This window comes from Rhodoferax sp., from assembly GCF_023700745.1.
GTDB lineage: Bacteria > Pseudomonadota > Gammaproteobacteria > Burkholderiales > Burkholderiaceae_C > Rhodoferax.
This window is the reverse complement of sequence record NZ_JAMPYG010000007.1, coordinates 1-20,814: the sequence shown is the minus strand read 5'-3', so window position 1 is coordinate 20,814 and position 20,814 is coordinate 1. Positions and strand designations below refer to the sequence as shown.

Below are 20,814 nucleotides of genomic sequence, written 5' to 3'. Positions count from 1 at the left end.
TGAGGCATAGCGAAAGACTTTCTTGAACAAAACAGATTTAATTATATCGGGCACCCTGTCCCTGGATGAACTCGATGGCGCCTCTGTGCTGGAGCCACAAGCAGAGCAGCGGAACCTGGTTTTTACGGTTGCCCACCATGGTATGCGATTGGATCGCGCCCTGGTTGAATTGGTGCCAGAGTTTTCACGCAACTATTTGCAGCAACTCATTGAGGCTGGCAGTGTCCGGGTCAACGGGCAGGTGCTGGTCAAGGCATCGCATAAGGTCAGGGTATCGGATGTGGGCTTGATTGAGTTGCGTCCAACCCCGCAAAGCCAGGCCTTCAAGGCAGAAGCCATGATGCTCGATGTGGTTTATGTTGACGCGCATTTGCTCGTGATCAACAAACCCGCCGGTCTGGTGGTGCATCCGGCGCCAGGCAATTGGTCCGGTACCCTGATGAACGGGCTGCTGGCTTATGACCCCCAAGCCTTTGATCTGCCGCGCGCCGGCATTGTGCACCGCCTTGACAAGGAGACCAGTGGCCTGATGGTGGTGGCGCGCAGCCGGCCGGTCATGGACGCGCTGGTGCGCGCCATTGCCGCGCGGGAAGTGAAACGCCAGTACCTGGCCATTGGCCAGGGGGCCTGGTCTGGCGCCGCCAGGCGCGTGGTGGATGCAGCCATTGGCCGTGACCCGGTGAATCGGCTGCGCATGGCAGCGGTTGATCTGGATCTCCACCCGGGTAAACCGGCCCGCACCGATTTTGCACTCTTGTCCAATGCCGCCCAGGCCTGTCTGGTGCAATGCACCCTGCATACCGGGCGCACCCATCAGATCAGGGTGCACATGATGCAACTCAGGCATCCCTTGCTCGGCGACGCGCTGTACGGTGGCACCATGGGCCTGGGCATGACAAGACAAGCCCTGCATGCGTACCGGCTCGCTTTTGTGCACCCTGTCACCCGGCAGGCGCTGTCTTTTACCTCCGATCTACCCCCTGATTTTTCGACGGCGCTGCGCAGCCTGGGTCTCAAGTACAATCAAAGCGATATTTAAACGCTGGTTTCAGTTGCCTTGAACAGCGTCTGCGTCACCGATAGCTCGCTCGGCTTGTTACGCGTCATCCATTCTTTGCCTTGATGTTCTTTGGACATCTTATTTTCAATACGACGACACCATGAAAACGCTGGATGCCAAGTGCATTCTTGAAGCCGCCTTGGTTTGTGCCCAACAGCCCATGTCCCTGCGTGACATGCAGCTTCTTTTGGAGCAGGAGCATAGCCAGGCCGAGATTCGTCTTTTATTGAATCAATTGCAACAGGACTGGTCGCAGCGTGGCGTTGAGCTGGTGGAGCTGGCCAGTGGCTGGCGCTTTCAGAGTTGTGCAGAAATGCGGATTTATCTGGATCGCCTGTACCCGGAAAAACCTCCCCGCTACGCCCGTGCAACCCTCGAGACCCTGGCCATCATTGCCTACCGCCAGCCGGTCACCCGGGGTGATATCGAGGACATTCGGGGCGTCACCGTCAATTCGTTGACGATCAAGCAACTCGAAGACCGGGGCTGGATTGAAGTGATCGGCCATCGCGATACGGTCGGACGGCCAGCGCTGTTTGCCACCACGCGCCAGTTTCTGGATGACCTGAGTTTGTCTTCACTGGACCAATTGCCCGTGCTGGATGCACCGGGTTCGGCTTTTGAGGGCTTGGGGCGTGCGCTGGAGGCAAGTGAAGGCCATGAGACCATGGTTGCTACGCCCGAGTTGAACTGGGCTGAAGACGCCAATACGGTTGAGGTCATGGTGCGAGAGTTGAATTTGGAGTCAAAGGAATCAAGATGAAACACGAAGAGTCAAACCCGCAGACCACGGTTATCCGGTTCGAAGATGTGGTTTCGGGGCAATTTGACGCAGAAGACACACAAACAGTTGCTCACCCCCTCAAGCGGGTGCTGGCCCCTCAGCCAGAATCACCCAAGCTGCACAAGGTGTTGGCCCAGGCCGGCATGGGATCCCGTCTGGAGATGGAGCAGCTGATCATGGAAGGTCGCATCACGGTCAACAACGAGCCTGCACATATTGGCCAACGGGTGCAATTTGGTGACCATGTCAAAGTGAACGGCAAACCGATCCGTTTCCGGATCGAGCCGCCGCCGGCACGCGTGATTGCCTACCACAAGCCGGCTGGTGAAGTCGTGTCCAACGATGATCCGCAAAACCGGCCCACTGTGTTTCGCAAGTTACCCAAGCTGTTTCAGGGTAAATGGCAGTCTGTCGGCCGTCTCGACCTCAACACCGAAGGCCTGCTGCTGTTCACCAGTTCGGGTGAGTTGGCCAACAACCTGATGCACCCGCGTTTTGGGCTGGAGCGTGAATATGCCGTGCGGGTACTGGGTGCTCTTGATCAGGAGGAAAAAAAGCGCCTGCTGGAAGGTGTCAGGCTGGATGACGGCATGGCTAATTTTGGTTCGATCGAAGAGGGCGGTGGCGAGGGTTCGAACTGCTGGTACAGGGTCACTATCTCTGAGGGGCGCAATCGCGAAGTGCGCCGAATGTTTGAAGCCGTTGGCCATGCCGTGAGTCGTTTGATACGGATTCGCTACGGTGCCATGGTATTGCCGCGCGGACTCAAGCGTGGTGCCTGGATGGAACTGGATGCCGGTGACATCAATTCTTTGACGCAAAAAGCAAGAAATTCTGTATCTGCAGCCTTGGCAGATGCCGCAAATCCTGTCGCTGAAGAGGGTATGGCGCGTGAGCGTACACCACGTCCGCCCTTGCGTGGTCGTCGCCCAGCCGGACGCAGCCCGACTGGCCGCGGCAACAAGCCCAATGCTGGCACCAATGCCGCCAATAACTCCCAGCCAGATCCGCTAAAAACGAATTTCGGCTATATCGGGGCCGACAGTTATACCCGCCAAAGACAGGAGCAGGGCAGCAAACGCGGTGCCGGTTCCGGTTCTTCAGGTGCAAGACGCATTGGCAAGGGCCGTTGAATTGGCCCAGAATGGTCATGGATGCATCCCGGTGGTGCCGGCCAGATGGACCAGATCAGGTTAACATCCAAGGTTTGACAAATTGCTCAAAAATTACATTTACCAGGAATAATCATGACTATCGAACGCACTCTTTCCATCATCAAGCCCGATGCCGTTGCCAAAAACGTGATCGGACAAATTTACGCCCGTTTTGAAGCAGCCGGCCTGAAAATTGTGGCCGCCAAAATGGCCCATTTGTCGCGTGGCGAAGCTGAGGCTTTTTATGCTGTTCACAAAGCCCGTCCCTTCTTCAAGGATCTGGTGGATTTCATGGTTTCCGGCCCGGTCATGATCCAGGCACTGGAAGGTGAAAATGCGGTTTTGAGGCACCGTGACCTGATGGGCGCGACCGACCCTAAAAAAGCGGCTCCCGGCACCATCCGCGCTGATTTTGCCGACAGCATTGACGCCAACGCCGTGCACGGCTCCGATGCGGCTGAAACCGCCGCTGTGGAAATCGCGTTTTTCTTCGCTGGCATGAACGTTTACTCACGTTAATACCAGGCATGACGGTTAATCTGCTTGATTTCGATCTTGAAGGCTTGACCGTCTTTTGCGAGCGGTTGGGGGAAAAGCGTTTTCGCGCCGTCCAACTGTTTCGCTGGATACATCAAAAAGGGGCCAGCCAGTTTGATGACATGAGTGATCTGGCCAAGTCGCTGCGTGAAAAACTCAAGGGTGTCGCGTGCATCAAGGCCATGCCCGTGGTCTCGCAGCACATGTCGGCAGACGGCACCATCAAATGGCTCTTTGACGTGGGCGATGGCAATGCTGTCGAGGCCGTGTTTATCCCTGAATCCGATCGTGGCACCCTGTGTGTGTCGTCCCAGGCCGGTTGCGCCGTCGGCTGCCGGTTTTGTTCTACCGGTCACCAGGGTTTCAGTCGCAATCTCACCACTGGTGAGATCGTTGCCCAGCTCTGGTTTGCAGAACATTTTTTACGCCAGCACCTCAAGTGTGATGAGCGCGTGATTTCCAATGTGGTCATGATGGGCATGGGTGAGCCCCTGCAGAACTACAACGCACTGGTTCCGGCACTGCGCGTGATGCTCGATGACCATGCTTACGGTTTGTCCCGGCGTCGGGTGACGGTGTCGACTTCTGGGATTGTGCCGATGATCGACCGGCTCGCGCAAGATTGCCCGGTGGCGCTCGCGGTGTCCTTGCATGCGCCCAACGATGCGCTACGCGACACCCTGGTGCCGCTGAACCTGAAATACCCATTGGCGCAGTTGATTGCGGCATGCCATCGCTATCTGGCTTACGCGCCGCGTGACTTCATCACGCTCGAGTACTGCATGCTGGATGGTGTGAATGATTCCGATGCCTGTGCCCGCCAATTGGTGGAGCGTATCCACGCCCACCCGGGAGCTTGGTGCAAGCTCAACCTGATACCGTTTAACCCTTTCCCGGCTTCGGGTCTGTTGCGTTCCAGGCCGGAACGCGTGCAGGCCTTTGCCAGGATCTTGAATGACGCCGGTATCACAACCACCATTCGTAAAACCCGCGGGGACGATATTGATGCGGCCTGTGGGCAACTGGCAGGTGACGTCAAGGATCGGACCCGGGTGATGGTGCGCATGGAGCGCAACAGAAACTTGCGTGCGCCAACTCCTCAGACCCCAGGCGCCCAGGTCGAAGGATCAAGCGTATGAAATGTGTCCGTGTTTTGGGGAAGCCTGGCTGCTGGCCGCTGTGGCCGCTCATGGCGCTGTTCGGCATTGCAGTTTTGACGGGCTGTGCCAGTGCGCCGGATTCAGGTCAGACCGGCGCCAGTCGTCCGGACCTGGTCACCGATTCGGATGAAACCAGCGCGCGCAAAAGGGCGCGCATCCGGGTGGAACTGGCCCTGGGTTATCTGGAGCAGGGCAAGACCACGATTGCGCTGGATGAAGTCAAGCTGGCGTTGGCGGCCGACCCTGGCTTTGCCGATGCCTACAGTTTGCGCGGTTTGATTTACATGCGCCTCAACGAATTGACACTGGCCCAGGACAGTTTTCTGAAGGCGCTCGCGGTGCAGCCCCGCGACCCCAATATTTTGCACAACCTTGGCTGGCTGAGGTGCCAGCAGGCACGCTACCCGGAAGCCCTGGCTGATTTTTCGGTGGCTTTGGCCAATCCCAATTATGGTGAGCGCGCCAAAACCTACATGGCCCAGGGCCTGTGCCAGATCAGGGCAGGGCTGCGCCGGGACGCAGAACAGAGCCTGCTCAAATCCTACGAGTACGATGCCGCGAATCCCGTCACCGGCTACAACCTGGCGAACCTGCTGTTTCAAAACGCTGATTTCGCACGCGCACAGTTTTATATTCGCCGCCTCAACAATAGCCAATGGTCCAATGCGGAGTCACTTTGGCTTGGTATCAAGGTTGAACAACAAATGGCTGACCGTGTCGCCATGATGCAGTTGGCAACCCAGCTGGAAAAACGTTTCCCGCAGTCCAAAGAAGCTTCCGCTTACCGACGCGGCGCATTTGATGAGTGAGAAATATCCGATGGATCAACCTCAGCAGACCGCTGATGCTGTGCTCAGTACAGCCTCGGCGGGTGCTTTACTAAAAACTGCACGTGAGGCCCAAGGGCTGCATATCGACGCTTTGGCTGTAACACTGAAAGTGCCAGTGCTCAAGCTCGAAGCACTGGAAGCCGATCGCCATGAGGTCTTGTCCGATCTGGTTTTTACACGGGCCCTGGCAGCCAGCGTGTGCCGGGTGTTGAAGGTCGATCCGGCACCGATCATGGCGGCTTTGCCTCATTCTGAACTCCCCCGGTTCAAGAGCGATGTGGCTGGATTGAATACAACGTTCAAAACAGTTGGGGTTGACTTTGGTCTGCAGCACAAAAACCGGTTGACCAGTCCTTTGGGTCTGACGGTGGCACTGCTGTTGTTGGGGGTTTTGGTGCTTTTTCTTTTGCCTGAAAACAGGTTTGCAGAAGTGACAACCGACCAGGCGCCAGCAGTTCCCGATGTGCTGCGTATCGAACCGGTGGCCGATCCTGTCGCGAGCCCCGTTGTGGCCTCGCCAGCGCCACTCTCGCCCGTGGCACAGATCGCGACAATGCCAGCCGAGCAACCTGTGGCCGCCACAGATGAGGCTCCCGCCATTCTGATGCTGCAATCCCGCGGCGCTTCCTGGGTAGAGGTCACGGATGCCCAGGGTGGACTGCAATTGCGCAAAATACTGGAACCCGGTGAGCAGGTCCGATTGAAGGGCCCATTGCCCTTGTCGGTGGTGCTGGGGCGAGCGGATGCGGTGGAGGTGAGCGTTCGCGGCCAGCGTCTTGATGTAACTGCCATGTCCAAGGCCAACGTGGCTCGATTTGAGGTGAAGTAATGCAAGAAGAGCAGCCCATTGCCATGGCCGGTGCAGCGCCGCGTCGCTCACGTCAGGCTCGAATCGTCTGGGGCAACCGGTGTGTGACCGTGGGCGGCGACGCGCCAGTGCGGGTCCAGTCCATGACCAATACCGATACTGTCGACGTCATTGGCACGGCGATCCAGGTCAAGGAGCTGGCCCTGGCCGGCTCAGAACTGGTCCGCCTGACCGTCAACACGCCCGAGGCGGCCCAGGCTGTGGCGCCGATTCGCGAGCAACTTGATCGCATGGGCATTGATGTGCCCCTGGTTGGCGACTTCCATTACAACGGCCACCGGCTGCTGACCGATTACCCGGAGTGCGCCCAGGCCCTGTCCAAGTACCGGATCAATCCCGGCAATGTGGGCAAGGGCGACAAGCACGATCGCCAGTTTGGCGTGATGATCGAAGCGGCCATCCGCTGGAACAAGGCGGTTCGCATTGGGGTTAATTGGGGGAGTCTGGATCAGGAGTTGCTGGCGGACTTGATGGATCAAAACAGCCGTCGCAGCACGCCCTGGGGCGCCAAACCGGTGATGTACGAAGCGCTCATCACGTCGGCGCTGGATTCGGCGCAACAGGCGGTCAATCTGGGCTTGAATCCGGACCAGATCATCCTGTCCTGCAAAGTCAGCGGTGTGCAGGATCTGATTTCGGTCTATCGGGAGCTGGCCAGGCGCAGCACCTATGCCTTGCACCTGGGCCTGACCGAGGCGGGCATGGGGACCAAAGGGGCGGTGGCATCGGCCGCGGCGTTGTCCATTTTGTTGCAAGAGGGGATTGGTGACACCATCCGCGTCTCCTTGACGCCGCAGCCGGGCGAGTCGCGCACCCAGGAGGTCGTGATCGCGTCAGAGATCCTGCAATCCCTGGAACTCCGCTCCTTTGTGCCCAGCGTCACGGCCTGCCCGGGATGTGGCCGCACCACCAGCACCACATTTCAGGAGTTGACGCAGCAGATTGAAGGTTTCCTGCGCGCCCAGATGCCTGTCTGGCGCAGCAAATACCCTGGTGTTGAAAAGATGAAAGTGGCCGTCATGGGCTGCATTGTGAACGGCCCCGGAGAAAGCAAGCAGGCCGATATCGGCATCAGCCTGCCGGGTACCGGTGAGGCGCCCGCCGCGCCGGTCTTCATCGATGGCGAAAAACACATGACTCTGCGCGGTGATCGAATAGCCCAGGAGTTTCAGGTGATTGTTGAAAACTATGTCGAAAAGCGCTATGGCGTGCCAGCGGCCGTCACGCCTTGATTTGAATTGTCATGACCGAACCCATCCTTCCGAAAATAGAAAAACTGACCGCCGTCAAAGGCATGAACGACGTGCTGCCGCCAGACTCGGCAGCCGTCGAATGGCTCGAAGCCAAGGTGCGTGCCCTGATGGCCCGATACGCTTACCGCAATATCCGCACCCCGATCGTCGAGCGCACGCCCTTGTTCATTCGGGGATTGGGCGAAGTGACGGACATTGTCGAGAAGGAAATGTACTGTTTCGAGGACCGGCTCAATGGCGATCCGCTGACGCTGCGCCCCGAGGCCACGGCAGGCGTGGTGCGTGCGGCGCTGGAGCACAACCTGCTGTACGACGGTGGCAAGCGCCTGTACTACATGGGGCCGATGTTTCGCCATGAACGCCCGCAAAAAGGCCGCTACCGGCAATTTGACCAGATCGGCGCGGAGGCGTTGGGCTTTGCCGGTCCCGAGGTCGATGCCGAACTGATTCTGATGGCCCATGCCCTGTGGCAGGAAATCGGGCTGACCGATGTGCGCCTGGAGCTCAACAGCCTGGGACAGGTGCATGAGCGGCTCGAGCATCGCCAGGCCTTGATTGCCCATCTGGAGCAACACACCGAACTGCTCGATGAAGACGCCAGGCGGCGTTTGCACAGCAACCCGTTGCGCATCCTGGACAGCAAGAACCCGGCCATGCAGGCGCTGGTCGAGGCGGCACCCAAACTGCTTGACTTTCTGGGGGTTGAATCGCTGGCACATTTCCGGACACTGACTGACATTCTGCAAGCGAACGGGGTGGCTTACACCATCAACCCGCGATTGGTGCGCGGGATGGATTATTACAACCTGACCGTGTTTGAGTTCACCACCGACCGTCTCGGTTCGCAGGGCACGGTGTGTGCGGGTGGGCGTTATGACTATCTGTTTGAACAGTTGGGCGGCAAGCCGGCACCCGCTGTGGGCTGGGCACTCGGCGTTGACCGGGTGCTGGCCCTGGCCAAAGGAGCAGGCTTGCCCGATGTGGCGCCGCAATTGGATGCGTATGCCATCGTCACCGACGCTCAGGCCATGCCGCTGGTGTTGTCCACGCTGCAGGCCTTGCGTGCTTCGGGTGTCAGTGTGCAGATGCACACCAGCACGGGCGAGGCCATGGGCAGCATGAAGAGTCAATTCAAACGCGCAGATGCCAGTGGCGCACGTTTTGCCCTGATTTTTGGCCAGGATGAAATCAAGGCCCATCAGGTCACGGTGAAACCTCTGCGCGATGCAAGTGCCGCGCAGCAATTGCATTCACTTGCCGATGTGACGACCTGGGCCACGACCCTACAATCAGCCGCTTAACGAAATACCTCTTATGGCAAATCAATTAGACCTTGAAGAACAAGAACAGCTTGACCAGATCAAGCATTTCTGGAAGCAATACGGCAATATCATCACCTGGGTGCTGATCGTTGTCATGGGCGCATTTGCCAGCTGGAATTTTTACAATTACTGGCAACGCAGTCAGGCCCAGCAGGCGGCGGCGCTGTTTGATGAAGTGGACCGTGCTGTGCTGGCCTCGGATGCCTCGCGCATGGACCGTGTTTTCAGCGACATGAAAGACAAGTTTGGTGGTACGGCCTATGCCCAGCAAGCGGGCTTGCTGGTGGCCAGACAATACATCACCTTGGAAAAACCTGATGCCGCCAAAGCTGCATTGGCCTGGGTGGCAGAGCAGTCCTCTGACGCCGGCTACCAGGCCCTGGCACGCTTGCGCCTGGCCGCCATTTCACTGGAATCCAAAAATTTTGAAGAAGCGTTGAAGCTGCTGAACATGTCGTACCCAGCCAGTTTTGAAGCGCTGGTGGCTGATCGCAAAGGCGATGTCCTGGTCTTGCAAGGTGACAAGGCCAAGGCGGTTGCCGAATACGAAAAAGCCTATCGGTTGTTTGACGTGCGTACCGAGTATCGCCGTCTGGTTGAGGTCAAGCTTAACGCCCTGGGTATCGATGTCGGACCCCAAGATCAAGTAGCTACAGCGGCCGGAAAGTAAAAATCATGGCAAATCTTTATTCGGTGGCGACATTGCGGCGCACCCTGTTGGTGTTGCTGGTGGCCGTATTGTCCGCCTGTGCCAGCAGCACCGATGCGCTCAAGCCGGCTGATTTGGGTGCCAACCCGGCCCTGCTCGGGGTGCGTACCGCCTGGAGCAGCAAAATTGCGCCGGTGGATTTTCCTTTGCAGGTCAAGGTCGTTGGCCACACGGTGGCTCTTGCGGCTGCGGATGGTGCCGTTCTTTCGCTTGATGCACGCAGCGGCGCCGTGTTGTGGCGTACCCCGGTCGGCGCACCGATTGCCGCCGGCGTGGGCAGTGACGGTCGCTGGAACGCCGTTGTCACCCGTGACAACGAATTGGTGGTGCTTGCCGCTGACCAAGTCATTTGGCGTGCGGCATTGACCACGCAGGTTTTCACCGCACCGCTGGTGGCCGGGGAGCGGGTCTTTGTACTGGGTGCCGACCGCAGCGTAGCGGCATTTGATGCCAGAAGCGGTCGCAAGCTTTGGCAGCAGCAGCGTCCCGGTGAGGCGCTGGTGTTGCGCCAGGCGGGCATCCTGACGGCAGTCGGCAATACCCTGGTGGCCGGACTGTCAGGTCGTTTGGTTGGCATGAATCCGCTCAATGGCAACACCGTGTGGGATGTGGCGCTGGCCACGCCGCGAGGTACCAACGACATTGAACGACTGGTGGATCTGGTGAGCGGTTTCAGCCGACAGTCCAATGAGATCTGCGTGCGCGCTTTCCAGTCCGCCGTGGGCTGTGTCGATACGCAGCGTGGTGCCGCTATATGGAAGCGTGCAGCGGCGGGTGCTGTGGGTTTGCAGGGCGATGAACTACAGGTTTACGGGGTGGAAGGTGATGGTCGCGTGCTGGCCTGGCGACGCAGCAACGGTGAACCGGTCTGGACATCCGATCGCCTGCGCTACCGTGACCTCAGTGCACCGCTGGTGTTGGGGCGCTCGGTGGTACTCGGTGATGCCACGGGGCTGGTGCACTTTTTGTCTCGTGCCGACGGCACGCCATTGACCCGTCTGGCAACGGATGGCTCGCCGATCCGTGTGACGCCGGTGGTGGCGGCTGACACCCTGGTGGTGGTCACGCGACAGGGGGGTGTTTATGGTTTCCAACCTGAATAACACGGATTCCTTCACGGATATCACGGCATGAAACCTGTATTGGCATTGGTCGGGCGACCCAACGTTGGCAAATCGACGTTGTTCAATCGTCTGACCAAAACGCGCGATGCCATCGTGGCAGATTTTGCGGGTTTGACGCGTGATCGGCATTACGGCAATGGCAAACTGGGCAAGTACGAATACATCGTGATTGACACGGGTGGTTTCGAGCCCGATGCCAGCGCCGGTATCTACAAGGAGATGGCCAAACAAACGCGCCAGGCGGTGGCCGAGGCGGATGTGGTGATTTTTGTGGTGGATGCGCGTGCCGGTGTTTCGGCGCAGGATCACGACATTGCCAACTACCTGCGGCGTCTGGGCAAACCCTGCGTCATGGTTGCCAACAAGGCCGAAGGCATGGTGGCTGGCAGCCAACTGGTCGAGTTTTATGAACTCGGATTTGGTGAAGTTCTTGCGGTGTCAGCGGCCCACGGGCAGGGCATCCGCGAGTTGCTTGATCGGGCCTTGTTGCCGCTGCAGCCAGGCGAAGATGAGATCCAGGAAGCCGAGCAACCTGGTGTCATCAAACTGGCTGTGGCTGGCCGGCCGAATGTGGGCAAATCAACCCTGATCAATGTCTGGCTGGGCGAAGAGCGTCTGGTCGCATTTGACTTGCCGGGTACCACGCGCGATGCGATTTCAGTGCCGTTTGAACGCAATGGTCAGAAGTTTGAATTGATTGATACCGCTGGCCTGCGTCGGCGCGGCAAGATCTTTGAGGCCATTGAAAAATTCTCGGTGGTGAAGACCCTGCAGGCGATTGAGTCGGCCCACGTGGTGTTGCTGCTGATCGATGCGACCCAGGGGGTCACTGACCAGGACGCGCACATTGCCGGCTATATTCTTGAAAACGGCCGCGCTGTGGTGCTGGCCGTCAACAAATGGGATGCAGTGGACGACTACCAACGCGAACTGGTCAAGCGCTCGGTTGAGACCCGCCTGCCTTTCTTGAAGTTTGCCAATATGCATTTCATCTCGGCGCAAAAGCGCCAGGGTCTGGGGCCTTTGTGGGCTTCCATTGCGCAGGCTTACAAGGCGGCCACCTGCAAGATGTCGACCCCGGTGCTGACACGCTTGTTGCTTGAGGCGGTGCAATTTCAAAGTCCGCAACGATCAGGTATGTTTCGGCCAAAATTGCGCTATGCCCACCAGGGCGGCATGAATCCGCCGGTCATCGTGATCCATGGCAATTCCTTGGAGCACGTGACCGATGCCTACAAACGGTTTCTGGAAGGACGTTTTCGCAAGGAATTCGATCTGGTGGGCACGCCGCTGCGCATTGAGATGAAGACTTCCAGCAACCCGTTTGCCGACAAGGTCGCCTGATCAAGCTGCTTTTCGGGTGGCGCTGGACTTCGTGAGGAATTAGATCCGCGAAGCCAGGATATTGGATGGTGCTGTGTTATCGTCACCCCTTCTTAAATTTCCAAACACGGAGAATATCGTGAATAACAAAGGCCAACTCTTGCAAGATCCATTTCTGAACACTTTGCGTCGGGAGCATGTTCCGGTGTCAATTTATCTGGTCAATGGCATCAAGCTACAAGGTCAAATTGAGTCGTTCGATCAGTATGTGGTCCTGTTGCGCAACACCGTGACACAAATGGTCTACAAACACGCCATTTCCACCATTGTGCCCGGACGGGCCGTCAATTTTTCAGCGACAGAGGGTGAACAACCTGCAGCAGTCTGATCGCCAGATCACCCCAACCTTGCTGGTGGGGGTCGATTTCGGTCTTCCATTTTTTGATGCTCAACTCGAAGAACTAGGTCTGCTGGCTCAGACTGCCGGCTTGACGCCGGTTGCGCGCATCACTTGCAAACGCAAGGCCCCGGACGCCGCACTTTTCATTGGCAGCGGCAAAGCTGACGAAATCAAGCAACTTGCGAATCAATTGGGCGTGCAGGAAATCTTGTTTGACCAAAGCCTGAGCCCTGCGCAACAGCGCAATCTGGAGCGTCATCTTGAGCTTCCGGTCAATGACCGCACCTTGCTGATCCTTCAGATTTTTGCCCAGCGCGCGCGCAGCCATGAGGGCAAGCTGCAAGTCGAGCTGGCACGCCTGCAGTATCTGAGTACCCGTCTGGTGCGGCGATGGTCTCATCTGGAGCGTCAAAGTGGCGGCATTGGCATGCGTGGGGGGCCGGGCGAATCGCAAATCGAGCTGGACCGACGCATGATTGCAGACAGCATCAAGCGCATCAAGGAGCGTCTTGTCAAGGTCAAGCGGCAACGGCAGACCCAGCGCCGCCAGCGCGAGCGACGAGACGCCTTCAACATCTCGCTGGTGGGTTATACCAACGCGGGCAAGTCCACGCTGTTCAATGCCCTGGTGAAGGCGCGTGTCTATGCAGCCGACCAATTGTTTGCCACGCTGGATACCACCACCCGGCAGTTGTATCTGGGTGAGCTCGGGCGCGTCGTTTCCTTGTCTGATACCGTTGGATTTATTCGTGACCTGCCGCACGGACTGGTCAATGCCTTTCAGGCAACCTTGCAGGAAGCCGTGGATGCTGATCTGTTGCTGCATGTGGTTGATTTTTCCAGCTCCGGTTACCTTGAGCAAATTGCCGAGGTGCAGCGCGTGTTGTCTGAAATTGGCGCGGGTGATATTCCCCAGGTGTTGGTTTTCAACAAGCTCGATCAGGTTGAACCCGCGCTGCGACCCCATGCGGTCCAGGATGTCTACGATTTGGCGGGGATACCGACCCCCCGCATCTTTCTGAGTGCTCAAACGGGTGACGGCGTGGCCGAGTTGCGCCAGATGCTGGTTGAAAAGATTCAGGTGCCTGAAACGGCACCGGTTTTGCTGCCGGATTTCCATGTGACTCATGAGGCTGACCCTGATTTCGGCACAATGGAGCCAAAATAAATATGAGTGATTCGATGAAACTTCAACGACCGACTATTAGTCTGGCTTTATTGCCTTCCCGACTTCGTGGCATGTTCAACCTGAACGACCCGCGCTGGGGCCGCTCCGATGACAAACCGGATGCATCTGATTCCGAAGGTGCCCAGCCGCCTCCGGAGCAAGCACCCGATGCGCCCCCCCCCAATCAGGCCCCTCATGGCCCCAAGCGTGGTGCCAACCAGGGACCGCCTGATCTCGATGAGTTGTGGCGTGACTTCAATCGCAAACTGGGCGGCCTGTTTGGCAATGTCAAAGGCGGCAGCCGGGGGCCGATGCCGATTCGTGGCGGTGGTGGTTCTGGTGGTGACAACGGGGGCAGCTTTCAACCCGATATGAAAAGCGCCGGTCTTGGCGTGGGTCTGGTGGCGGTTGTTGCGGTCCTGATCTGGCTCGGTACCGGCTTCTTCATTGTGCAGGAAGGTCAGCAGGCGGTCATCACCCAGTTTGGCAAGTACAACTCAACGGTGGGTGCAGGTTTCAATTGGCGCCTGCCTTATCCGATTCAACGCCATGAACTCGTTTTCGTGACCCAGATCCGGTCCGTGGATGTGGGCCGTGACGTCGTCATCAAGGCCACCGGGTTGCGTGAGTCGGCGATGTTGACCGAGGATGAGAACATTGTGGAGATCAAATTTGCCGTGCAGTACCGGCTGAACGATGCACGTGCTTTCTTGTTTGAAAGCAAAAACCCGGCCGATGCCGTGGTGCAGGCCGCTGAAACGGCGGTGCGCGAAGTGGTTGGCAAGATGAAGATGGACAGTGCGCTATCTGAAGAGCGCGATCAGATTGCGCCACGTGTGCGGACCATGATGCAAACCATTCTGGACCGTTACAAGGTGGGGATTGAGGTGGTCGGTATCAACCTGCAACAGGGGGGTGTACGCCCGCCTGAACAGGTGCAAGCCGCGTTCGACGATGTGCTGAAGGCCGGCCAAGAGCGCGAACGTGCCAAAAATGAGGCCCAGGCCTACGCCAATGACGTGATTCCACGCGCCGTGGGTGCTGCCTCCCGTCTGAAAGAAGAAGCAGACGCCTACAAGTCCCGCATCGTGGCGCAGGCCCAGGGTGACTCGCAACGTTTCAAATCGGTGCTCGCCGAGTACCAGAAGGCGCCTCAGGTCACGCGTGACCGCATGTACATCGATGCCATGCAACAAATTTACAGCAGCGTGACCAAAATTATGGTGGACTCCAAACAGGGGTCAAATCTGCTGTACTTGCCGCTTGACAAACTCATTCAGATGACCGGGCAGGTGGCGCAAGACGCGGCTGCTGTGCCTGTGCCGTCGACGCCCAGTCCGGCCAATGCCGCCGCTGCCATTACGGATGCACGTGCCCGTGACGCGGCGCGTGACCGTACCCGTGAAACCCGATAGGAGCCTGGCATGAACCGCGTAGGATTTATTTTTTCAAGCATCCTTTTTGCGCTGGCTATTCTCAGCTCGATGCTCTTTGTGGTGGATCAGCGCCAGTTTGGCGTGGTATTGGCCTTGGGGCAGATCAAGGAAGTGATCACCGAGCCGGGTTTGAATTTCAAATTGCCGCCGCCATTTCAGAATGTCTCTTACATCGACAAGCGCCTGCTCACACTCGACAGCACCGACAATGAACCGGTGCTGACCGCGGAAAAGCAGCGGGTTGTGATTGACTGGTACGTGCGCTGGCGCATTTCCGAACCCACCGAGTACATCCGCAACGTCGGCACTACCGAGGCGGCCGGAGTCAGCCAACTCAATCGGGTGGTACGCAACGCCTTTCAGGAAGAAGTGAACAAACGCACCGTCAAGGAACTGCTGTCGGCCAAGCGAGAAGAAGTGATGAACGATGTCAAGGCTGAAGTTTTGAGCCAGGTGCGTGGCGCCAAGCCCTGGGGTGTGGATGTGATCGACGTGCGCATCACCCGGGTGGACTATGTGGATGCCATCACCGAATCGGTGTACCGTCGTATGGAGGCGGAGCGCAAGCGCGTCGCCAACGAGCTGCGCTCCACCGGCTTTGCCGAAGGTGAAAAGATTCGTGCCGATGCTGACCGCCAGCGCGAGATCACCGTGGCCAATGCCTACCGTGACGCGCAGAAGTTCAAGGGTGAGGGCGATGCCGAGGCGGCACGCCTGTACGCCGATGCGTTTGGCCGCGACCCCCAGTTTGCCCAGTTTTACCGCAGTCTGGATGCCTACAAAGCGTCGTTTGCCAACAAGAGCGACGTGATGGTGCTCGATCCGTCGAGTTCCGAGTTTTTCAAGTCCATGCGCGGTGGTGTGACGGCAAGCCCTAAAAAGTAAAGCTGGAGGCTGGTTTGGACAGCACCATCTTTTGGTTGGCCATGGCATTGGTGCTGCTGATTGAAGGCTTCATGCCTTTCGTGTCGCCGGGCACCTGGCGCCAGACATTTCTCCAGATTCTCAAGCTCAGCGATGGCCAGTTGCGATTCTTTGGTTTGTGCAGCCTGTTGCTGGGTGTCGCACTGATTTGGTGGCTGGCGTGAAGAAATGCCGGGCTTTTGCCCGGTAAAATCACCTATTTAACAGCCCCTCATCTTCTCATGTCCGCTTGGGTTCTGCCGGATCACATTGCCGATGTCCTGCCTTCCGAGGCCCGTCACATCGAAGAACTTCGCCGCGACTTGCTCGATACCGCACGCAGCTATGGCTACGAACTGGTCATGCCGCCGTTGCTGGAACATCTCGAATCCCTGTTGACGGGTGCCGGTTCCGCGCTTGACCTGCAAACCTTCAAGTTGGTTGACCAGCTTTCGGGTCGCATGATGGGTTTGCGCGCCGATAGCACGCCCCAAGTCGCGCGCATCGACGCCCATTTGCTCAATCGTGCCGGGGTTACCCGCCTGTGTTATTGCGGTCCGGTGCTGCATACGCGTGCCAGTGCACCCCATGCCACGCGCGAGCCTTTGCAATTGGGCGCGGAAATTTACGGCCATGCAGGTCTGGAAGCTGACATCGAGATCCTGACACTGGCCTTTGACTGCCTCAAGGCGGCCAAGGTGCAAGCCCCGGGTATCGATCTGGCAGATGCCCGACTGGTCAAGGCCCTGCTCTCAGGGGGAGGTCTGAACACAGCCCGGCTGGCTGATGTGCACGCGGCGCTTGCTGCCAAAGACAGTGCCGAATTGCGTGTGCTCACCCGCGATCTGCCTGATCAGGTCCGCCAGGGCTTGCTGGCCCTGGTGCAGCTCTATGGCGACGAACGCGTCCTGGTGGAGGCTGAAAAAGTCCTGCCGCCTTTGCCCGCGGTGTATGACGCGTTGCAAAGCTTGCGGCAATTGGCGCAGCACCTGCCGGCTGCCAAACTCAGCTTTGATTTGGCGGATTTGCGTGGTTACGCGTATTACACCGGGGTTCGTTTTGCCATGTACGCGCCAGGTGCCAGCGACGCCCTGGTGCGTGGGGGGCGTTATGACGAGGTGGGCGCTGTATTTGGTCGTAATCGGCCTGCGGCAGGTTTCAGTCTCGACCTCAAGGCATTGGTGGCGGTGGTGGCGCCGCGGGCCTTGCAGGCTGCCGTTCGCGCTCCCTGGCGCGACGATGCGAGTCTCAACGCCGCGATTGCCGCGTTGCGCGCACGGGGTGAAATTGTGGTCTGTGTGTTGCCAGGCCATGAGAGTGAAGTTGATGAGTTCCATTGCGACCGCGAGCTGATTGAAGCTGCCGGGCATTGGGTTGTTCAGGCCAAGCATTGAAACTATAGAGAAGCAAAAAAATGACTGCGATCAAAGGACGTAATGTTGTTGTCGTTGGTACCCAGTGGGGCGACGAGGGCAAGGGCAAACTGGTGGATTGGTTGACTGAAAGCGCCCAGGGTGTGGTGCGTTTCCAGGGTGGCCACAATGCCGGCCACACGCTGGTCATCAACGGCGTGAAAACGGCGCTGCACCTGATCCCAAGTGGCATCATGCGTCCCGGCGTTAAATGCTACATCGGCAACGGTGTGGTGCTGTCGGCAGCCAAGCTGTTCGAGGAAATTGCCGGGCTGGAAAAGGTGGGCGTTGACGTGCGTTCTCGCCTGCGCATCAGCGAAGCCTGTCCGCTGATTCTGCCTTTCCATGCGGCGCTTGATGTGGCCCGTGAAGCGGCGCGCGAGCAGGGCGGCAGCGAAAAAATTGGTACCACCGGGCGTGGCATTGGCCCCGCTTATGAGGACAAAATTGCCCGCCGTGCCCTGCGCGTGCAGGACCTCAAGTTTCCTGAGCGTTTTGCCGGCAAACTGCGTGTGCTGCTGAGCCTGCACAACCACGTGCTGACCACGTTTCTGGGTTCGCAAGGTTTTGACTTTGGCCCGACACTGGCGCCTTACATGAAAGACGGCGAAGTCCAGTTTGACGCGGTCTTCGATGAAGCCATGCGCCACGCCGAGTTGCTCAAGCCCATGATGGCCGACGTCTCGCGGGAACTCAACGACGCCCATCTGAATGGCGAAAACCTGCTGTTCGAAGGTGCGCAGGGGACGCTGCTCGATGTCGACCATGGCACTTACCCATTCGTCACCTCCAGCAACTGCGTGGCCGGCAATGCCGCCGCTGGTGCCGGTGTCGGCCCAGGTCTGTTGCACTACATTCTGGGCATCACCAAGGCCTATTGCACACGTGTCGGTGGTGGCCCGTTCCCGACCGAACTCGAATGGGAAGTCGAAGGCACACCGGGTTGGCACATGAGCACCGTGGGCGCTGAAAAAGGCGTTACCACCGGGCGCAGCCGCCGCTGCGGTTGGTTTGATGCGGCGCTCCTCAAGCGCTCGGCGCAGGTCAATGGCCTGACTGGCTTGTGCATCACCAAACTGGATGTTCTTGATGGCTTGAAAGAGCTCAAGCTGTGCACCGGTTACGAACTCGACGGCGAAGTGACCGACATTTTGCCCATGGGGGCCGATGACATTGCGCGTTGCGTGCCGGTCTATGAAACCATGGAAGGCTGGAGCGACAGCACCGTGGGCGTCACGCAATACGACAAGTTGCCGATGGCGGCACGGCTTTACCTGCAGCGCATCGAGCAGGTCACCGGGGTGCCGGTGCATATCATCTCGACCAGCCCGGACCGCGACCACACCATCATGATGCACCATCCTTTTCTGGCTGCCTGATGCTGAACCAGACACCTTTCCATTGACATCCGATCCACGTTGACAACGATTATTCAAGGGGCATTTATGTTGACAGAAGACGGCAAGCACCTGTACGTGAGCTATGACGAGTACCATGGCCTGATTGAAAAACTGGCGATCAAGATTTTTCAGTCCGGCTGGGAATTCGACACCATTCTTTGCCTCGCACGCGGTGGCATGCGCCCCGGCGACATCCTGTCGCGCGTCTTTGACAAGCCGCTGGCCATCATGTCCACCAGTTCCTACCGTGCCGGGTCGGGCACGCAGCAGGGCAACCTTGACATCGCCCACTACATCACCACGCCCAAGGGCGAGATCGCCGGCAAGGTGTTGCTGGTCGATGACCTGGCAGATTCTGGCCTGACGCTTCATGCCGTGATAGATCAACTCAGAAATAATTACAAACCGATCACCGAGCTGCGCAGTGCGGTGATCTGGACCAAGGCGATCTCCAGGTTCACGCCCGATTACTCGGTCGAGTTTTTACCGACCAACCCGTGGATTCACCAGCCTTTTGAGAGCTACGACAGCTTGCGGCCGGAGCAACTGATCAAAAAGTGGAGTGTTTGACCCACACGGTTTGCTGCCATGGCTGACATTACCACCAACCTGATTCACCACCCTTACCAGCCACCATCAGGGTTCGCCGCACCACAGCCGGGGGTTTTCAAAGCCTCCACGGTGTTTTTCCCGAATGTGGCTGCCATGCGCCAGTTTGAGTGGAAAGACAAATCTGCCTACACCTACGGTTTGCACGGCACGCCGACCACCTACACCCTGGAAGAGCGTCTTGGCACGCTCGAGGGCGGTACCCAATGTCTGTTGGTGCCCAGTGGTCTGGCGGCCATTGCGACGGTCAACCTGGCTTTGCTCAGGAGCGGTGATGAGGTGCTCATTCCAGACAACGCCTATGGCCCGTCCAAAGCCCTGGCAGAGGGCGAGTTGGCGCATTGGGGCATTCGTCACCGGTATTTCGACCCGATGGACCCCGCCGACCTGGCCGCCAAAATTTCGCCTCAAACCAGATTGATGTGGCTGGAAGCGGCGGGCTCGGTCACGCTGGAGTTTCCTGATCTTTGTGCGCAGGTACGCCTGTGCAAGGCGGCAGGTGTGCCCTGTGCGCTGGACAATACCTGGGGTGCGGGTCTGGCCTTCAAGCCGTTTGACCTTCAGCCGGGTCAGCTGCCACCGTTGGCGGTTGATATATCCGTACACGCCCTGACCAAATACCCCAGCGGTGGCGGCGATGTCCTGATGGGCAGTGTCATCACCACCGATCAACGCTTGCACATGCAGCTCAAGCTGTGCCACATGCGCCTCGGGCTCGGGGTTGCCGCCAACGATGCCGAGAGCGTGTTGCGGGCATTGCCCAGCCTGTCGCTGCGCTACCGGCAGCACGATGAAAGCACCCGTGCGCTGGCCCATTGGTGCCAGAAGCGCGATGAATTTGCCCAGGTTCTGCATCCGGCTTTGCCGCAGTCGCCCGGCCATGCGCAATGGCAGGCATTGTGTGGCACCGGCCTGGGGGCGGCGGCTGGCTTGTTCAGCGTGATCTTCAAGCCGGACTACAGCCAGGCCCAGGTGGATGCTTTTTGCGATGCCTTGCAATTATTCAAGATTGGCTACAGTTGGGGCGGCCCCATGAGTCTGGTCATGCCTTACCAGCTCGATACCATGCGTTCCAAATGGCCGGCGCATCTGGAGCGGGGCGCGCTGGTTCGGTTTTCCATTGGCCTGGAGTCTGCAGCAGACTTGCAAAACGACCTGTTGCAAGCCTTGCAACAGGTCGTTTGAGTTTCGTTGTGGTCTGCCATGCTGGCTAACCTCGCCCGGGCGGCTAAAATCAGGGCATTAACTTGAAAGCACAACTTGGCAACACCTAATTACGGCTACGAAAAGCGTCAGAAAGAACTGGCAAAGAAGAAGAAAAAAGAAGAGAAACTGAAAGAAAAAGCCCAGCGCAAAGCGGGC

21 protein-coding genes are annotated in these 20,814 nt (G+C 58.3%); all 21 read left to right on the top strand.

Annotated features, from left to right (window positions below; all coding sequences use genetic code 11):
• Positions 1-85 precede the first annotated feature (85 nt).
• The 21 genes from NDJ10_RS07685 to NDJ10_RS07585 all read left to right on the top strand — a co-directional run bounded on the left by NDJ10_RS07685 (position 86) and on the right by NDJ10_RS07585 (position 20,637).
• Positions 86-1,039, top strand: coding sequence for an RluA family pseudouridine synthase (locus tag NDJ10_RS07685; RefSeq protein WP_296160933.1), 954 nt, complete (start codon positions 86-88; stop codon positions 1,037-1,039).
• Positions 1,040-1,160: 121 nt separating this feature from the next.
• Positions 1,161-1,823, top strand: a complete 663-nt coding sequence (scpB, locus tag NDJ10_RS07680; protein ID WP_296160797.1) for an SMC-Scp complex subunit ScpB — start codon at positions 1,161-1,163, stop codon at positions 1,821-1,823.
• A complete protein-coding gene (locus NDJ10_RS07675) occupies positions 1,820-2,977 on the top strand; it encodes a pseudouridine synthase (protein WP_296160795.1) in 1,158 nt (385 codons plus the stop codon). Before scpB ends, NDJ10_RS07675 begins: the two co-directional genes overlap by 4 nt.
• A 114-nt stretch (positions 2,978-3,091) precedes the next feature.
• Entirely contained in the window at positions 3,092-3,517 is a 426-nt protein-coding gene (ndk, locus tag NDJ10_RS07670) for a nucleoside-diphosphate kinase (protein WP_296160793.1), read from the top strand.
• Between the two features lie 8 nt (positions 3,518-3,525).
• Positions 3,526-4,674 (top strand): 23S rRNA (adenine(2503)-C(2))-methyltransferase RlmN, encoded by a 1,149-nt coding sequence (gene rlmN / locus NDJ10_RS07665; RefSeq protein WP_296160789.1) that lies wholly within the window; start codon positions 3,526-3,528, stop codon positions 4,672-4,674.
• Positions 4,671-5,504 (top strand): type IV pilus biogenesis/stability protein PilW, encoded by an 834-nt coding sequence (pilW, locus tag NDJ10_RS07660; RefSeq protein ID WP_296160787.1) that lies wholly within the window; start codon positions 4,671-4,673, stop codon positions 5,502-5,504. The genes rlmN and pilW overlap by 4 nt, the downstream gene beginning before the upstream one ends.
• Positions 5,505-5,514: 10 nt before the next feature.
• Entirely contained in the window at positions 5,515-6,354 is an 840-nt protein-coding gene (locus NDJ10_RS07655; protein WP_296160785.1) for a helix-turn-helix domain-containing protein, read from the top strand.
• Positions 6,354-7,625: a flavodoxin-dependent (E)-4-hydroxy-3-methylbut-2-enyl-diphosphate synthase gene (ispG, locus tag NDJ10_RS07650; RefSeq protein WP_296160783.1), complete on the top strand. Its 1,272-nt coding sequence runs from the start codon at positions 6,354-6,356 to the stop codon at positions 7,623-7,625. Before NDJ10_RS07655 ends, ispG begins: the two co-directional genes overlap by 1 nt.
• 35 nt (positions 7,626-7,660) lie before the next feature.
• Entirely contained in the window at positions 7,661-8,947 is a 1,287-nt protein-coding gene (gene hisS / locus NDJ10_RS07645) for a histidine--tRNA ligase (protein ID WP_296160931.1), read from the top strand.
• Positions 8,948-8,960: 13 nt separating this feature from the next.
• A complete protein-coding gene (locus tag NDJ10_RS07640; RefSeq protein WP_296160781.1) occupies positions 8,961-9,638 on the top strand; it encodes a tetratricopeptide repeat protein in 678 nt (225 codons plus the stop codon).
• A gap of 5 nt (positions 9,639-9,643) precedes the next feature.
• Entirely contained in the window at positions 9,644-10,780 is a 1,137-nt protein-coding gene (gene bamB, locus NDJ10_RS07635; protein WP_296160779.1) for an outer membrane protein assembly factor BamB, read from the top strand.
• A 27-nt stretch (positions 10,781-10,807) separates the two neighbouring features.
• Positions 10,808-12,145 carry a ribosome biogenesis GTPase Der gene (der, locus tag NDJ10_RS07630; RefSeq protein WP_296160776.1) on the top strand — a complete coding sequence of 446 codons (1,338 nt, stop codon included), beginning with the start codon at positions 10,808-10,810 and terminating at the stop codon, positions 12,143-12,145.
• A 118-nt stretch (positions 12,146-12,263) separates the two neighbouring features.
• A complete protein-coding gene (hfq, locus tag NDJ10_RS07625; RefSeq protein ID WP_296160774.1) occupies positions 12,264-12,512 on the top strand; it encodes an RNA chaperone Hfq in 249 nt (82 codons plus the stop codon).
• Positions 12,490-13,692 (top strand): GTPase HflX, encoded by a 1,203-nt coding sequence (gene hflX / locus NDJ10_RS07620; RefSeq protein WP_296160770.1) that lies wholly within the window; start codon positions 12,490-12,492, stop codon positions 13,690-13,692. The genes hfq and hflX overlap by 23 nt, the downstream gene beginning before the upstream one ends.
• A gap of 14 nt (positions 13,693-13,706) precedes the next feature.
• Positions 13,707-15,107 carry an FtsH protease activity modulator HflK gene (gene hflK, locus NDJ10_RS07615; RefSeq protein WP_296160769.1) on the top strand — a complete coding sequence of 467 codons (1,401 nt, stop codon included), beginning with the start codon at positions 13,707-13,709 and terminating at the stop codon, positions 15,105-15,107.
• Between the two features lie 9 nt (positions 15,108-15,116).
• Positions 15,117-16,013 carry a protease modulator HflC gene (gene hflC / locus NDJ10_RS07610; RefSeq protein ID WP_296160767.1) on the top strand — a complete coding sequence of 299 codons (897 nt, stop codon included), beginning with the start codon at positions 15,117-15,119 and terminating at the stop codon, positions 16,011-16,013.
• A gap of 14 nt (positions 16,014-16,027) precedes the next feature.
• Positions 16,028-16,216, top strand: coding sequence for a DUF2065 domain-containing protein (locus NDJ10_RS07605; RefSeq protein WP_296160765.1), 189 nt, complete (start codon positions 16,028-16,030; stop codon positions 16,214-16,216).
• 57 nt (positions 16,217-16,273) lie between these two features.
• Positions 16,274-17,425: an ATP phosphoribosyltransferase regulatory subunit gene (locus NDJ10_RS07600; RefSeq protein ID WP_296160763.1), complete on the top strand. Its 1,152-nt coding sequence runs from the start codon at positions 16,274-16,276 to the stop codon at positions 17,423-17,425.
• Positions 17,426-17,445: 20 nt separating this feature from the next.
• A complete protein-coding gene (locus NDJ10_RS07595) occupies positions 17,446-18,822 on the top strand; it encodes an adenylosuccinate synthase (RefSeq protein WP_296160761.1) in 1,377 nt (458 codons plus the stop codon).
• Between the two features lie 66 nt (positions 18,823-18,888).
• On the top strand, positions 18,889-19,413 hold the full coding sequence (locus NDJ10_RS07590) for a phosphoribosyltransferase (RefSeq protein ID WP_296160759.1): 525 nt from the start codon (positions 18,889-18,891) through the stop codon (positions 19,411-19,413).
• Between the two features lie 18 nt (positions 19,414-19,431).
• A complete protein-coding gene (locus NDJ10_RS07585; protein WP_296160757.1) occupies positions 19,432-20,637 on the top strand; it encodes a PLP-dependent transferase in 1,206 nt (401 codons plus the stop codon).
• The last annotated feature ends 177 nt before the right edge of the window (positions 20,638-20,814 follow it).

Coding starts and splice junctions, on each gene's coding strand:
- scpB (WP_296160797.1), top strand. CDS start 1,161: ATGAAAACGCTGGATGCCAAGTGCATTCTTGAAGCCGCCTTGGTTTGT.
- NDJ10_RS07675 (WP_296160795.1), top strand. CDS start 1,820: ATGAAACACGAAGAGTCAAACCCGCAGACCACGGTTATCCGGTTCGAA.
- ndk (WP_296160793.1), top strand. CDS start 3,092: ATGACTATCGAACGCACTCTTTCCATCATCAAGCCCGATGCCGTTGCC.
- rlmN (WP_296160789.1), top strand. CDS start 3,526: ATGACGGTTAATCTGCTTGATTTCGATCTTGAAGGCTTGACCGTCTTT.
- pilW (WP_296160787.1), top strand. CDS start 4,671: ATGAAATGTGTCCGTGTTTTGGGGAAGCCTGGCTGCTGGCCGCTGTGG.
- NDJ10_RS07655 (WP_296160785.1), top strand. CDS start 5,515: ATGGATCAACCTCAGCAGACCGCTGATGCTGTGCTCAGTACAGCCTCG.
- ispG (WP_296160783.1), top strand. CDS start 6,354: ATGCAAGAAGAGCAGCCCATTGCCATGGCCGGTGCAGCGCCGCGTCGC.
- NDJ10_RS07640 (WP_296160781.1), top strand. CDS start 8,961: ATGGCAAATCAATTAGACCTTGAAGAACAAGAACAGCTTGACCAGATC.
- bamB (WP_296160779.1), top strand. CDS start 9,644: ATGGCAAATCTTTATTCGGTGGCGACATTGCGGCGCACCCTGTTGGTG.
- der (WP_296160776.1), top strand. CDS start 10,808: ATGAAACCTGTATTGGCATTGGTCGGGCGACCCAACGTTGGCAAATCG.
- hflK (WP_296160769.1), top strand. CDS start 13,707: ATGAAACTTCAACGACCGACTATTAGTCTGGCTTTATTGCCTTCCCGA.
- hflC (WP_296160767.1), top strand. CDS start 15,117: ATGAACCGCGTAGGATTTATTTTTTCAAGCATCCTTTTTGCGCTGGCT.
- NDJ10_RS07600 (WP_296160763.1), top strand. CDS start 16,274: ATGTCCGCTTGGGTTCTGCCGGATCACATTGCCGATGTCCTGCCTTCC.
- NDJ10_RS07595 (WP_296160761.1), top strand. CDS start 17,446: ATGACTGCGATCAAAGGACGTAATGTTGTTGTCGTTGGTACCCAGTGG.
- NDJ10_RS07590 (WP_296160759.1), top strand. CDS start 18,889: ATGTTGACAGAAGACGGCAAGCACCTGTACGTGAGCTATGACGAGTAC.
- NDJ10_RS07585 (WP_296160757.1), top strand. CDS start 19,432: ATGGCTGACATTACCACCAACCTGATTCACCACCCTTACCAGCCACCA.